Below are 14,307 nucleotides of genomic sequence, written 5' to 3'. Positions count from 1 at the left end.
GCAGCCACACGATGACCAACAGCACCACCGCCAGCACCCCGTCCGCAGTCGCGCCCAACGTCACCCGGGAACAAAAGAAAGGCAGCCTGTCCACCTTGCGCGGCTTGCTGCCGTTCCTGGCGCCGTACAAGCGTCAATTCGTCATGGCCGGTATCGCGCTGGTGGTCGCCGCCTGCGCCACCCTGGCCATTCCAGCCGCCTTCAAACAGATGATCGACCTCGGTTTCGGCGGCACCGGCGACAAGAGCATCAAGCATGTCGATCTGGTCTTCCTGGCGTTGTTCGGCGTCGCCACCGTGCTGGCGCTGGCCACGGCGGCGCGTTTCTACACCGTCTCCTGGCTGGGCGAGCGGGTCACGGCCGACATCCGCAGCGCCGTCTACCGGCATGTGGTCACCCAGAGCCCCGAGTTTTTCGAGACCACGCAGACCGGCGAAGTCCTGTCGCGCATCACCACCGACACCACGCTGATACAAGCGGTTGTCGGCACCAGTATCTCGATGGCGCTGCGTAATGTGCTGCTGTTCATCGGCGGCTTGGTGATGCTGTTCGTGACCAGCGTTAAACTGTCGGCCATCATCATCGGCCTGCTGGTGCTAACGGTGCTGCCAATCGTGATGTTCGGCCGCCGCGTGCGCGAGCTGTCGCGCGACTCGCAGGACCGCGTGGCCGACGCCTCGGCCATGGCCGGCGAAATCCTCAACGCCATGCCGACCGTGCAGGCCTTCACGCACGAGACGATCGAATCGAACCGCTTCGGCGCCTCGGTCGAAGGCGCATTCAAGACCGCGATGCGCCGCATCCGCGCCCGCGCGCTGCTGACGATGATCGCCATCGTGCTGGTGTTCGGCACCATCGTCTTCGTGCTGTGGCTGGGCGCCCACGCCGTGCTGTCGGGCGACATGACCGGCGGCGACCTGGGTCAGTTCATCCTGTACGCCTCGATCGTGGCCGGCGCCATCGGCGCCCTGTCCGAAGTGATGGGCGAGGCGCAGCGCGCCGCCGGCGCCACCGAGCGACTGCTGGAACTGATGGCCGTCAAATCGAACATCCAGTCGCCGGCCAAGCCGCTGGCGCTGCCGCCGCGCGCCGCCAACGGCGCGGCCCTGACCCTCAACGATGTCACCTTCTCATATCCGTCGCGGCCCGAGACGGCGGCGCTGGGCCACCTGTGGCTGGACATCAAACCCGGCGAGACGGTGGCCGTAGTCGGCCCTTCCGGCGCCGGCAAGACCACGCTGTTCCAGCTGTTCTTGCGCTTCTACGATCCGCAAAGCGGCAGCATCAAGCTCGATGGCGTGGACATCACGCAGCTCGACCTGCACACGCTGCGCGACGCCATCGGCATCGTGCCGCAGGATACGGTGATCTTCTCGGCCGACGCCATGGAAAACATCCGCTACGGCCGCGCCGGCGCCACCGACGAGGAAGTGATCCAGGCCGCCAAACTGGCCGCCGCCCACGAATTTATCGAACGCCTGCCGCAAGGGTACAAATCGTTCCTGGGCGAGCGCGGTGTGCGCCTGTCCGGCGGACAGCGGCAACGCATCGCCATCGCCCGCGCTTTGCTGAAAAACCCACCGCTGCTGCTGCTCGACGAAGCCACCAGCGCGCTGGACGCCGAATCGGAGCGCCTGGTGCAAAAGGCGCTGGAGGCGGCGATGGTCGGCCGCACGACGGTCATCATCGCCCACCGCTTGGCAACGGTGCAGCGCGCGGACCGCATCATCGTCATGGAAGACGGCAAAATCGTCGAAACCGGCACCCACACCTCGCTGGTGGCGCTGGGCGGCATCTACGCCAACCTGGCCGCACTCCAGTTCCACAACGTCCACACCGCGCATTGATCGGGGTATCATTCGTTCTTTCAGGAGAATGAATTGACCGACGCCGAACTGCGCCTCCGCTGCCGCACCCACCTTCCCGGCCACCGCCAGCCCTCGCCCGCGCAGCTGTTCGCGGCGATGGCGGCGTGGTGCGAAGCCAACGGCGTGGAGCACGACACCTACGGCAACGGCACCCTGATCCAGGACTTCGAGCAAAAGATCGCAAAACTGCTGGGGTTCGAGGCGGCGCTGTTCTGCATCACCGGTACCATGACGCAAGCCACCGCGCTGCGCATCGCCTGCGAGGAACGCGGCAGCAAACTGGTTGCGCTGCACCCGACGTCGCACATCCTGCGCCATGAACGCGGCAACCATCAGCTATTCGACCACTTCCACGCCTTGCAGATCGGTGACCAGAACCGTCCGTGGACGCTGGAAGAACTCCAGGGCATTCCCGACAAACTGGGCGCGGCGACGCTGGAATTGCCGATGCGCGAGATCGGCGGCCAATGCCCGGAATGGGACGATCTCACCGCCATCAAGGCTTACTGCCGCGAGCAAGCCATTCATTTGCACCTGGATGGCGCCCGCCTGTGGGAAACCGCCGCGGCGTACGGACGGACGGCAGGCGAAATCGCCGCCGGCTTCGACACGGTCTACGTGTCGCTGTATAAAGGCATAGGCGGCATGGGCGGCGCCATGCTGCTTGGCTCCTCCTCATTTGTCGCCAAGGCGCAGGAGTGGTACCGCCGCCAGGGCGGCAATGTCTACCAGCGCACGCCGTATGTGGTGGCCGCCGCGATGCAGTTCGATGCACGGCTGGCGGCAATGCCGGATTACTTCCGCCGCACGCTGTGGCTCTATGAAACGCTGCGCGACTATCCGCTGCTGACGCCCAATCCGGCACGCCCGCAAGCCAGCATGCTGCACCTGCATCTGCCGGTGAGCCGCGATCGCGCTTTGAACATCCGCAACCTGATCGCCGAACGGCACAGCGTATGGCTGTTCAATGGCGCCAGCCACGGCGCGCTGCAGGACCGCAGCTCGGTGGAGCTGTACATCGGCGACAACCTGCTCAACATGCCGGACGACCGCGTGCGCGAGATACTGTCGCTGTGGTCCGCCGCACTGGCCAACTAATTTCGCACAAGCCGGGACAACCGGCTACACTGCGCCCTCTTTTCGTTTTACTGCACATACAATGACCTTCCAAGCACTCGGCCTGATCGATCCAATCCAGCGTACGCTGGACACCCTGGGCTACAAACAGCCGACGCCCGTCCAAAAGCAAGGCATTCCCGTCGTCCTGGCAGGCCGCGACCTGATGGCCGCCGCCCAAACCGGCACCGGCAAGACGGCCGGCTTCGCGCTGCCCATCCTGCAGCGCCTGACGATGGACGGCGTGACGGCACCGAAAGCTGTACGGTGCCTGGTGCTGGTGCCGACCCGCGAACTGGCCGAGCAAGTCTACGAAAGCTTTCGCACCTACGGCGGCAATCTGCCGCTGCGCTCCGCCGTGGCCTACGGCGGCGTGCCGATCGAGCCGCAGATCACCAAGCTGCGCAAAGGCCTGGACGTGCTGGTGGCGACGCCCGGGCGTCTGAAGGACCTGCACGATCAGGGCGCGATCAGCTTTACGATGCTGCAAACGCTGGTGCTGGACGAGGCGGACCGCATGCTGGACCTGGGCTTCGAGCGCGATCTGGACATCCTGCTGGCGGCCCTGCCGAAAAAGCGCCAGACCTTGCTGTTCTCGGCGACCTTCTCCGACGAGATCCGCAAACTGGCCAAAGGTATGTTGAAGGACCCGGTATCGATCCAGGTCAGCGCCAGTAACACGGCCGTCAAAAGCGTCAAACAATGGCTGATCCCCACCGACAAGCGCCGCAAGCCAGAACTGCTGCTGCATCTCTTGAAGAAGCTTAAGTGGGGCCAGGTGCTGGTGTTCGTCAAGACACGCAAAGGTGTCGAAACGCTGGTCAAGACCTTGCAGGAGCACGGCATCTCCGCCGACTCCATCCACGGCGACAAGACCCAGCCGGCGCGCCTGAAGGCGCTGGCGCGCTTCAAAAAGGCCGAAGTGCAGCTGCTGGTGGCGACCGACGTCGCCGCGCGCGGGCTGGATATCGAGGCGCTGCCGCAGGTGGTCAACTTCGATTTGCCGACCGTGGCGGAAGACTACATCCACCGCATCGGTCGCACCGGCCGCGCGGGCATGGAAGGCGAAGCGGTCTCGCTGGTGTGCGCCGACGAAGTCGAGATCCTGAAGGCGATCGAAACGCTGACCGGTCAAGTGATCCGGCGCGAAGAGGAACCGGGCTTCGAGGCCGATCACCGCGTGCCGGAAACCGGCCCGAAAGGCGTGGCGGCTGCGCTGGCAAAGAAGGCGGCGGCCGAAGCGCCGGCCAAGAAAAAACGTCCGTTCACCGGCCCGGCCGGTGGAACGGCGGCCGGCAAGGCCCCTGGCGGAGCGGCGGCCGGCAAAGCGACCGCGCGTCCGGCTGGCGGCGACGCCTCCCTCGGCACCTGGACGCCACCCGTGCCGGCCGCCGGCAAAGGAGCCGGTGGCGCTCGCTCCGCTGGCGGCAAAGCCGGCACGGGCCGCATCTATGGCGGTGGCGGCAAACCGGCTGCGCCGAAGGGTGCTGTCGTCGTCACCGGCGGGCGTGGCGCCAAATCGCTCGCCCGCGCCGCCGGCAAAGTAACCGCGCAACCGGGCGGCCGCAAGCCCAAGTCGGGCAGCCGCTAACAGGACCCGACCGGCATGATCAAAAAGATAACGCGACGCCAGGCGATCACGCGAACATCGATAGCGCTTGGCGGCGCGTTACTGAGTGGCCTGGCCCCGGCGCTGGCCGCACCGGCCGGCGCAAAGTCGGCGCAACGTCCCAACATCCTGCTGCTCATTGCCGACGGCTGGAGTTGGCAAGGCGCCGAGGCGATCGACAGACTTGGCATGCGCATGCCGACGTTCGCCCGCCTTCAGCGTGAAGGTGTCAGCTTTGACAACGCCTTTATCGAGTCGCCGGGCGCGCAACTCCCGTACATAGACCTGCTCGAAAACACTGGCTACGTGGTCGTCAGCGACAATTTCGACGCGTTCCTGGGTAATCGTCCCGCTGGCAAACCTCTTTTGTTCTGCCTTGAATCGAAAACTTTACCCCGTCGCTCCAAAGCGTCCGTGGATAGCGCAAACCTCATCGTGCCGTCCTACCTGCCCGACACGCCGGCGGTGCGTGGCGATATCGCGGCCTACCGTTCGGAGATCGAGCGCTTCGACCATGAAGCGGGCTTGCTGCTCGACCGGCTGGAACGCGCGGGTCAGTTGTCCAATATCCTGGTTGTCATGACCGGCAAAGGCGGCTGGCCCTTCCCTCGCGGCGCGGGAACGCTGTACGACGCTGGAACCCACGTGCCACTGGTCGTCATGTACCCCGGCAAATTGGATGGCGGCCGCGTATCGAAAGCACTGTTCAGCAGCGCCGATCTCGCCGCGACAGTCCTTGATGTCGCCGCCGCGGCCAAGCCAATGACGACAGGCGGGCAGTCTGTTGTGCTAACCAGCAGCGAAAGCTATCCTGCCCGCGCGATCAGAACCCCTCACTACCTCTACATCCGGAACCTGCACCCGGAGCGCTGGCCGGCCGGCGCTCCGGCGCAGCAAGCGGTGACGCCGGCGCAGTTGGACAGCGTTATCAGCTCGGCCTTCGCCCACATCGTCCCGAGCGCCACGAAAACGGCGATGATTGTCGGCCGTGGCGATTCCGCCATGGACCGGCTGCTAGATCTTGCGACCGGCAAGCGCCCGGCGGCGGAGCTGTACGACGTGCGTACGGACCCTTACCAGCTCAATAATCTGGCCGCCGATCCAGCGATGAAAGCGGTCCTCGCACGCCTGGACAAGCAGCTAACGCGTCATAACAGAGAGACATAGCGCGGATTAGCCCAGCGTAATCGGCCATGCACGTCTCTGATAAAATAGCCGACTTTAGAGCCGCAACGCTCACGTTGGAGAACATATGCAGCAATACCAGGAACTGATCCAGACCGTCCTCGACACCGGCAGCTGGCAAGACAATCGCACCGGTATCCGCACCCTGAGCGTGCCGGGCGCGATGATGCGTTTCGACCTGCTGAACGACGGCTTCCCCGCCGTGACGACCAAGCGCCTGGCCTTCAAATCCGTGGTCGGCGAACTGTGCGCCTTCCTGCGCGCCTCCCGCAGCGCCGCCGACTTCCGCGCGCTGGGTTGCAAGGTCTGGGACCAGAATGCCAACGAAAACAAGCAATGGCTGGACAATCCCTATCGCCTCGGTGAGGACGACCTTGGCCCGGTCTACGGCGTGCAGTGGCGCCAGTGGCCCGGCTTCAAGCTGATCGACGTTGACCAGCCCGCGCAAATCGCCGACGCGCAGAAGAACGGCTTCCGCCTGATCTCCCAGTTCGACGACGCCGGCGTGCCCAAGGTCCTGCTGCACAAATCGATCGACCAGCTGCGCGAGTGCCTCGACACCATCGTCAACAATCCGGGCAGCCGCCGCATCCTGTTCCACGGCTGGAATCCGGCGGTGCTGGACGCCGTCGCCCTGCCGGCCTGTCACCTGCTGTATCAATTCATTCCCAATCCGACCACGCGCGAGCTGTCGATGTGCCTTTACGTGCGCTCGAACGACCTGGGTCTGGGCACGCCGTTCAATCTGGCGGAAGGCGCGGCACTGATGCACCTCGTCGGCCGCCTCACTGGCTACACGCCGCGCTGGTTCAGCTACTTCATCGGCGATGCGCATATCTACGAAAACCATATGGACATGGTGAAGGAACAGTTGACCCGCACGCCGTTCGCCGCGCCGCAGTTGCGCATCTCGGACCGCGTGCCGGACTTCGCCAAGACCGGCAAGTACGAGCCGGAATGGCTGGAGAAGATCGAACCGTCCGACTTCTCGCTGGAAGGCTACCAGCACCACGCGCCGATCACGGCGCCGATGGCGGTATGACGCGGCTGGACTTCATTCCGGGCACGTTGTGCGACGAGCGGATGTGGTCCAGGCTGACGCCGTTGTTGGGTGACGGGTTCGAGTTCAATTTCGTACCGCTGCACGAGGCCCGCACGCGGCGGCAGATGCAGGAGCTGATTGCCACGCACAGTGCGCCGGCGGCGCATCTGGTGGCGTTTTCACTTGGCGCTTACCTGGCGATCGAACACGCGGTGGCCCATCCCGAGCGGGTGAAATCGTTGATATTGATCGCCAATTCAGCCAAGGGCTTGAAGCCGGCGGAGGTGCTGGCGCGCGAACGCATCGTGGCGATGTTGGAGCGGAACGCGTATGCGGGGATGTCGCGGCAGCGGTTGCGCGAATTGCTGCATCCATCGCATCTGGAGGTTGAGGCGATTGCCGGACCGATCCAGCAGATGGCGCTGGATCTTGGGAAGGAAGTTTTACTGACGCAGTTTGCCACGACCATCGACCGGCCGGATTTGATGGACCGGTTGGCGGAGCTGAGTTTTCCGGTGCTGATCGTTGGCGCGGAGGAGGATAATCTGGTGCCATCGGAGGATCTGCGGCAGATGGCTGCGCGCTTCCCCAACGCCAGCTTGCAGATGCTGGCCGGTGATACCGGACATATGATTCCGTTGGAGGCGCCGGAGGCGTTGGCGCGGCATATGCTGGCCTTCCACCAAAGCGCCGGCCACGGATTCTAATATCTTCTAAACCACGTAGGGCGGATTAGCGAAGCGTAATCCGCCGATGCATGCGCCGCCAACGGCTCATAGATGGCGGATTACGGCGTTCCGCCTAATCCGCCCTACGTGTTTTAGAAATAATTCACGTTAGCGTAAGCCATTAGGCCCATTTAAGCGGCGTTGGCCAACTCCACCAGATCCACCGTCTTCAATCCCGACAAGTCCTGCGACAGATCGCCGACGAACGCGGCGCGACTGGCCTTGCCATCCTTGATCCACGTGCGTACCGCCGAGCGGATATCGTCCAGCGTGCAATTCAGCACCCCGCTACGGAACTGCTGACGCAATTCCTCGCTGATCCCGCGACGGTACAAACTCCACGCGTGCGTGACCTGCTCATGCGGAGAATTCGGCTTATCCAGCCCTTTGATTACGCAGATGATTGCCTCTTCCAACTCCTCCTGCGAGAAGTCGTTCTCCAGCATCTGATCGATCGCCACGTCGAAGTCGGCGTAGGTCTCGGCCAGGCGCGGATCGCGGTACGAGGCCATGACGAACGTACCACTGCCGCCGCCATAACCCGCGCTACCGCCATACGCCCCGCCCTTTTCGCGCAAGGCCGCATGCAGCAACTGGTTGGTCATCAGCTCCGCAGCCACGGCCAGCGCCGCAGCGCCTTCTTCATGCACCATCGGCGCGCGCCACGCCACCACGCAGTGGTTGATCTGGCTGACCGCATGCAACGCCGCATCCGCCAGCGGCAAACTCTCCGGCGCGGCCGACGTACCAGGCGCCTCGGCCTGCGATGCCGGCAGCTTGACCATGCGCGCGAGATCGGCGCTGTCGTCGCCGGAACCGGCCGACAGCATGATCGGCGTCACGCCGGTCACACGCTTGTGCAGCGCGCTCAGACGCTCGGCGATGGCGGCGATGCCTTCCGGTGTTTTGCTCTTCTCGAGCAGCTTGCCGTAGAACGGCAGCGACGCCGCGCCGCCGACCACGTCGTCGAAACGGCGCAGCGGCGACAGCGGCGCGGTTGCCGCCAGCATGGCGTAACGGTTGCCCGCCTGCGCCAAACCGGTCAGGCGATCCTGCGCCTCGCTGTCGATCAGGAATGCCAGGCGTTCATGCTCGTCGAAGCGCGTTTCCGACAGGGTGCGCGAAATCAGTTCCGCGATGCCCTCGTGATCTTCGCGCAATCCGCTGGCGCCGAACCACAACTCCAGGTTCAACGCGCCGCCAGGCTGCTGGGTCGCATCCAGGCCGACGTCGAACGATGGCGCCATCAGCTGGCGCCAGGCGTCGGCATCCTCGTAGTCCATGTCGCCGACACCGATCTCGGTGACCACGTCCGCGTAAAGACGCAGCCAAGGCCAGTCGGCGGCTTCAAAATGCGACACGTCATAGTTCACGCGCGCATACGACAAACCGTTGGAGGCAATGGTGAACGGCAGCACGCGGCCACCCTGGCCGGCGAGCGGCTCGGGCAAAGGCAGCGCAGGCGCCGGATGGATGCTGACATCCGACGGACGGATGCGCGGCAGCACCTCGGAATTGGACGGCAATTGCTGGTGCTTGTCCAGCGCCACCGTTTCGGCTTCGATGCGGGCGCGCTCGTCGTCGGTCAGCGCGGCCTCGCGTATCGCCAGTTGCGCTTCCTCCATCGCGTCGCGGGCCGTAAAGTAGGTGGCGTCCGGGATGACGCTGGTGGTCAGGCGGGTCGGGCTTTCCAGCAGCGAGCGTACCAGCGATTTGAAGTAGTCCGGGTCCTGGATAGCCTCTTCCAGCTTGGCCAGGTGGGCCTCGCCATCCAGCGCATCGAACACGTCGCCGTTGCGCATTGCAACCGGCAGCGCGTGCAGCAGGCGGCTCAAGGCGTTCGGCATGTGGGAGTTGGCGGTGTCGCGCTGGCTGTAGCGGATGTCGCGCAACGCGGCCTGCAGCGCGTCGGTCGGGACGCCCTGCTTCGCCGCGCGCTCCAGCGCGGACCAGATGCGCACGCGCGCTTTTTCGATCTGCGGCTCGGTCAAACCTTCCATGCCGACGTGGAAAATCAGCTGGCGCGGGCCGTCGTCATGGCCGTTCAGGCGCGATGGACGACCGTAACCTGCCGATTCCATCGCCTTCATCAGCGGCGAGGAGGCGTCGCCCAGCAGGCCGGCGTCGAGCAGATAGGCGTTGTAATAGGCCATCGGGTCGGTCGATTCGCCCAGTAGCCAGGAGAACTGCAGGCCGAATTCGTCGGCCTTGGCCTGTTGCGACGGGATGCGCACCTCGTTGACGCGCGGCTCGGTCCAGTATTCCGCCAACTGCGGCAGCATGCGCTCCTGCGCGGCGGCCGGCAATTTGGACAGCACGCGCAGCTTGATCTGCTCCTGGATTTCCTCGGCGCTGATGGCGCCCGCCGTCATGAACACCGCTTGCGACGGATGGTAATGACTGGCGTGGAATTCCTTGAGCATTTCGTGCGTCAGTTCCGGGATCACCAATGGATCGCCGCCGGATTCCACTTCATAGGTCGTCCCTTTGAGCAGCGTGCCTTCGATGCCGCTGTACAGCGCGCGCATCGGATCGTTGAAGGCGCCCTTCATCTCGTTGAACACTACGCCCTGGTAGGCCAGCTTGCCGTCCTTGATGACATGGCGCCAGCCTTCCTGACGGAAGTTCAGGTAGTCCAGGTTCGGGAAGAAGGTCGCGTCCAGGTATACGTCGAGCAGGTTGAAGAAGTCCTTGCGGTCGGTGCTGGCGAACGGATAGACGGTACGATCGGCGTACGTGAACGCGTTCATGAAGGTGGCGGTGGAGCGGCGCAGCATCGAGAAAAACGGATCGCGCACGGGATAACGCTCGGAGCCGCACAGCGACAGGTGCTCCAGAATGTGGGCGCGGCCGTCGCTGACGTCCGGCACCGTCGGGAAGGCGACCAGGAACACCAGCTCCTGCTGGTCGCTGGCCAGGTGGATGTGGCGCGCGCCGCTGCGCGGCTCGATATATTCTTCAACGGTCGCTTGCAGGGACGGGATGGAACGGCTGCCGGTTTTTTCGAAATTCGTCATAGGTACTCGGTATGGCCATCAGGCCGGATTCATAAGGTGTTCGCGCCAGCGTTCGCGCTTGCTACGCGCTCTGGCAAATTACTCAACGGTCATGGAAGCGGACCGCAATTTCAACGATAATACCAGCCACCGGGAATTCTCACCCAACCTTACAGAGTATCCATGAGCACACTGACCATCATCGTCGCCACCGACCAGCAAGGCGGCATCGGCATCAACAACACTTTGCCGTGGAAATTGCCGGAGGATCTGGCCCATTTCAAGCGCCTGACCACCGGCCATCCGATCATCATGGGCCGTAAAACCTTCGATTCGATCGGCCGTCCGCTGCCCAACCGCCGCAACATCGTCATCACCCGCAACGCCGGCTGGCGCCACGACGGCGTCGAGGCGGTCGACTCGGTCGACGCGGCGATCGCGCTGCTGGAAGGCGCCGAAGGCTATGTCATCGGCGGCGCCGAGATCTACAAGCAGTCGATGGCCCTGACCGACCGTTTGATCGTCACCGAAGTCGGGCTAACCTTCGACTGCGACGCCTTCTTCCCCGCAATCGACCACACCGAGTGGGAAGAAACGGCCCGCGAGCAGCACACCTCCGAAACCTCCGGCTTGCCGTACGCGTTGGTCACCTATCGCCGCAAAGTCTAACCGCCATAAAGTTTTAACTCTCTTCAAGGATCCAACAATCATGTCAGGCCAAGGTTTTCACGTACACGGACCGCACGATCACGCGGTGGAACACGCAGCCCACGGAAACGATGGCTTTTCAAACAATATTGCCGTCATGACGGCGATCCTGGCGACCGTCGGCGCCGCATTCGGCTATCTGGGCGGGGCGACACAGAACGACGCGGCCATGTTCAAGAACAACGCTGCGATCGACAAGACGCAAGCCGCCAACAGCTGGAACTACTACCAGGCCAAGTCCAGCAAGCAAAATCTGGCCGAGCTCGCCATGACTTTGCCCGGCGTCGATCCCAAGAAATATGAGGCCGAGGTCGCCCGCTACAAGGCCGAAAAGGACGATATCCGCAAGGAAGCGGAAAAATGGGAAGAATCGTCGAAGGAATGGAATCACAAGTCCGACGAGGCGATGCACCACCATCACCAATGGGCGCTGGCGACCACCGCCGAGCAAATCGCTATTTCGCTGGCAGCTATTACGTTGTTGACGCGGAAGAAATGGATGATGGGCCTGGCGTACGGCGTGGCCGGCGTCGGCATCGTGATGGGCATCTTTGCCTGGCTCCACTAAGGTCGGGCGGGCTGTAATACGCCCGTCACACCGCTGAGGCACTCTACTGCGCGGTTTGGTCATTTTTTCTATATGATATTTTTTTCCCGCAGCGGGCGCATTTCTGCGAGAATCCCGTTCTTATTTTTTTTCTGCGATCCCTAGCAATAGTGTCGCGCCCTGTCCGCCCCTTCACATTTGTCAGGGGCGGCTTGCTTTTTTGGAGACATGCATGAAATTTCGTTTCCCCATCGTCATCATCGACGAGGATTTCCGTTCCGAGAACACGTCCGGCCTGGGCATTCGCGCCCTGGCCGATGCAATGGAAAAAGAAGGCATGGAAGTGGTGGGCGTGACCAGCTACGGCGACCTGTCCCAGTTCGCCCAGCAGCAATCGCGCGCGTCGGCCTTCGTGCTGTCGATCGATGACGAGGAATTCGGCGCCGGCTCGGTCGAAGAGACCGACACGGCTTTGAAGTCGCTGCGCGCCTTCGTCGAAGAAATCCGCTACAAGAACGCCGACATCCCGATCTACCTGTATGGCGAAACGCGCACCTCGCGCCATATCCCCAACGATATCCTGCGCGAGCTGCACGGCTTCATCCACATGTTCGAGGACACGCCGGAATTCGTCGCCCGCCACATCATCCGCGAAGCCAAGTCCTACCTGGACGGCCTGTCGCCGCCGTTCTTCCGCGCGCTGGTGCACTACGCCAACGACGGTTCGTATTCGTGGCACTGCCCCGGCCACTCGGGCGGCGTGGCCTTCCTGAAGTCGCCGATCGGCCAGATGTTCCACCAGTTCTTCGGCGAGAACATGCTGCGCGCCGACGTCTGCAACGCCGTCGAGGAACTCGGCCAGCTGCTCGACCACACCGGCCCGGTGGCCGCGTCCGAGCGCAACGCCGCGCGCATCTTCAACGCCGACCACTGCTACTTCGTCACCAACGGCACGTCGACATCGAACAAGATGGTCTGGCACTCGACCGTGGCGCCCGGCGACATCGTCGTCGTCGACCGCAACTGCCACAAGTCGATCCTGCACTCGATCATCATGTGCGGCGCGATTCCGGTGTTCCTGATGCCGACGCGTAACCACCTGGGCATCATCGGTCCGATTCCGCTGGAAGAGTTCTCGATGGAAAGCATCATGCGCAAGATCGAGGCGAATCCGTTCGCCCGCGAAGCCAAGAACAAGAAGCCGCGCATCCTGACCATCACCCAGTCGACCTACGACGGCGTGGTCTACAACGTCGAGACCCTGCGCGAGCTGTTGGATGGCAAGATCGACACCCTGCACTTCGACGAAGCGTGGCTGCCGCACGCCACCTTCCACGATTTCTACAAGGATATGCACGCGATCGGCAAGGACCGTCCGCGCGCGAAAGAGTCGATGATCTTCTCGACCCAGTCGACCCACAAGCTGCTCGCCGGCCTGTCGCAGGCCTCGCAAGTGCTGGTGCGCGAATCGGAAACGGTCAAGCTGGACCGCGACGCTTTCAACGAAGCGTACCTGATGCACACATCGACCTCGCCGCAGTATTCGATCATCGCCTCGTGCGACGTCGCCGCCGCCATGATGGAAGCGCCGGGCGGCACCGCGCTGGTCGAGGAATCGATCCTGGAAGCGCTGGACTTCCGCCGGGCGATGCAAAAGATCGACCAGGAATGGGGCAAGGACTGGTGGTTCCAGGTGTGGGGTCCGCAAAACTTCGCCGAAGAAGGCATCGGCTCGCGCGAAGACTGGGTCATCCGCGCAGAGGACGACTGGCACGGCTTCGGCAACCTGGCGCCGAACTTCAACATGCTCGACCCGATCAAGGCCACCATCGTCAATCCGGGCCTGTCGCTTGACGGCCAGTTTGCCGACAGCGGCATTCCGGCGTCGATCGTCACCAAGTACCTGGCCGAGCACGGCGTGATCATCGAGAAGTGCGGGCTGTACTCGTTCTTCATCATGTTCACCATCGGCATCACCAAGGGCCGCTGGAACACCCTGCTGACCGCGTTGCAGCAGTTCAAGGACGACTACGACAAGAACCAGCCGATGTGGCGCATCCTGCCGGAGTTCGCGGCAGCCAACCCGACCTACGAAAAAATGGGCCTGCGCGACCTGTGCCAGCAGATCCACGATTTCTACAAGGCCTATGATGTGGCGCGCCTGACGACCGAGATGTACCTGTCGGACATGATCCCGGCGATGAAGCCGTCGGACGCATTCGCCAAGATGGCGCACCGCGAAATCGAGCGCGTGGCGATCGAGGAGCTGGAAGGCCGCATCACGTCGATCCTGCTGACGCCTTACCCGCCGGGCATCCCGCTGCTGATTCCGGGCGAGCGCTTCAACAAGACCATCGTCGACTACCTGCGCTTCGCGCGCGACTTCAACGAGCGCTTCCCGGGCTTCGAGACGGACGTGCACGGCCTGGTCAAGCGCGAGGTCGACGGCAAGCGTGGTTACTTCGTCGATTGCGTCAAGCTGGACGCTTGATGCGGTGAGTATGGTAA

At 63.4% G+C, this 14,307-nt stretch carries 10 protein-coding genes; 9 read left to right on the top strand and 1 reads right to left on the bottom strand.

From position 1 onward, the window contains the following. The first annotated feature begins 11 nt into the window (after positions 1 to 11). The 6 genes from AC0IYS_RS14070 to AC0IYS_RS14045 all read left to right on the top strand — a co-directional run bounded on the left by AC0IYS_RS14070 (position 12) and on the right by AC0IYS_RS14045 (position 7,527). Positions 12 to 1,847 (top strand): ABC transporter transmembrane domain-containing protein, encoded by a 1,836-nt coding sequence (locus tag AC0IYS_RS14070; RefSeq protein ID WP_471705734.1) that lies wholly within the window; start codon positions 12 to 14, stop codon positions 1,845 to 1,847. Between the two features lie 33 nt (positions 1,848 to 1,880). Then, positions 1,881 to 2,966 carry a threonine aldolase family protein gene (locus tag AC0IYS_RS14065; protein WP_471705733.1) on the top strand — a complete coding sequence of 362 codons (1,086 nt, stop codon included), beginning with the start codon at positions 1,881 to 1,883 and terminating at the stop codon, positions 2,964 to 2,966. Positions 2,967 to 3,027: 61 nt separating this feature from the next. Beyond that, a complete protein-coding gene (locus AC0IYS_RS14060; RefSeq protein ID WP_471705732.1) occupies positions 3,028 to 4,575 on the top strand; it encodes a DEAD/DEAH box helicase in 1,548 nt (515 codons plus the stop codon). Positions 4,576 to 4,590: 15 nt separating this feature from the next. After that, positions 4,591 to 5,760 (top strand): sulfatase-like hydrolase/transferase, encoded by a 1,170-nt coding sequence (locus tag AC0IYS_RS14055; protein ID WP_471705731.1) that lies wholly within the window; start codon positions 4,591 to 4,593, stop codon positions 5,758 to 5,760. An 85-nt stretch (positions 5,761 to 5,845) separates the two neighbouring features. After that, positions 5,846 to 6,820 carry a thymidylate synthase gene (locus AC0IYS_RS14050; protein WP_471705730.1) on the top strand — a complete coding sequence of 325 codons (975 nt, stop codon included), beginning with the start codon at positions 5,846 to 5,848 and terminating at the stop codon, positions 6,818 to 6,820. Continuing rightward, complete coding sequence (locus AC0IYS_RS14045; protein ID WP_471705729.1) at positions 6,817 to 7,527, top strand: alpha/beta fold hydrolase; 711 nt, start codon at positions 6,817 to 6,819, stop codon at positions 7,525 to 7,527. Before AC0IYS_RS14050 ends, AC0IYS_RS14045 begins: the two co-directional genes overlap by 4 nt. 152 nt (positions 7,528 to 7,679) lie before the next feature. Here AC0IYS_RS14045 and AC0IYS_RS14040 read toward each other — a convergent pair whose 3' ends face one another. Then, on the bottom strand, positions 7,680 to 10,565 hold the full coding sequence (locus AC0IYS_RS14040) for an insulinase family protein (RefSeq protein WP_471705728.1): 2,886 nt from the start codon (positions 10,563 to 10,565) through the stop codon (positions 7,680 to 7,682). A gap of 162 nt (positions 10,566 to 10,727) precedes the next feature. Here AC0IYS_RS14040 and AC0IYS_RS14035 point away from each other — a divergent pair, with 162 nt between their 5' ends. The 3 genes from AC0IYS_RS14035 to AC0IYS_RS14025 all read left to right on the top strand — a co-directional run bounded on the left by AC0IYS_RS14035 (position 10,728) and on the right by AC0IYS_RS14025 (position 14,290). Then, positions 10,728 to 11,213 carry a dihydrofolate reductase gene (locus AC0IYS_RS14035; protein WP_471705727.1) on the top strand — a complete coding sequence of 162 codons (486 nt, stop codon included), beginning with the start codon at positions 10,728 to 10,730 and terminating at the stop codon, positions 11,211 to 11,213. Positions 11,214 to 11,253: 40 nt separating this feature from the next. Next, positions 11,254 to 11,820, top strand: a complete 567-nt coding sequence (locus tag AC0IYS_RS14030; RefSeq protein WP_471705726.1) for a DUF4337 domain-containing protein — start codon at positions 11,254 to 11,256, stop codon at positions 11,818 to 11,820. Between the two features lie 211 nt (positions 11,821 to 12,031). Next, positions 12,032 to 14,290, top strand: a complete 2,259-nt coding sequence (locus AC0IYS_RS14025) for an Orn/Lys/Arg family decarboxylase (protein ID WP_471705725.1) — start codon at positions 12,032 to 12,034, stop codon at positions 14,288 to 14,290. Positions 14,291 to 14,307: the final 17 nt, after the last annotated feature.

The sequence above is a fragment of the Duganella sp. AC237 genome, assembly GCF_979254035.1.
This window is presented reverse-complemented; position numbering and strand designations above follow the sequence as displayed.

Bases quoted from the DNA above. Each gene is read 5' to 3' on its own strand.
- AC0IYS_RS14035 (WP_471705727.1), top strand. From the start codon at position 10,728: ATGAGCACACTGACCATCATCGTCGCCACCGACCAGCAAGGCGGCATC.
- AC0IYS_RS14060 (WP_471705732.1), top strand. From the start codon at position 3,028: ATGACCTTCCAAGCACTCGGCCTGATCGATCCAATCCAGCGTACGCTG.
- AC0IYS_RS14070 (WP_471705734.1), top strand. From the start codon at position 12: ATGACCAACAGCACCACCGCCAGCACCCCGTCCGCAGTCGCGCCCAAC.
- AC0IYS_RS14045 (WP_471705729.1), top strand. From the start codon at position 6,817: ATGACGCGGCTGGACTTCATTCCGGGCACGTTGTGCGACGAGCGGATG.
- AC0IYS_RS14030 (WP_471705726.1), top strand. From the start codon at position 11,254: ATGTCAGGCCAAGGTTTTCACGTACACGGACCGCACGATCACGCGGTG.
- AC0IYS_RS14040 (WP_471705728.1), bottom strand. From the start codon at position 10,565: ATGACGAATTTCGAAAAAACCGGCAGCCGTTCCATCCCGTCCCTGCAA.
- AC0IYS_RS14025 (WP_471705725.1), top strand. From the start codon at position 12,032: ATGAAATTTCGTTTCCCCATCGTCATCATCGACGAGGATTTCCGTTCC.
- AC0IYS_RS14050 (WP_471705730.1), top strand. From the start codon at position 5,846: ATGCAGCAATACCAGGAACTGATCCAGACCGTCCTCGACACCGGCAGC.
- AC0IYS_RS14055 (WP_471705731.1), top strand. From the start codon at position 4,591: ATGATCAAAAAGATAACGCGACGCCAGGCGATCACGCGAACATCGATA.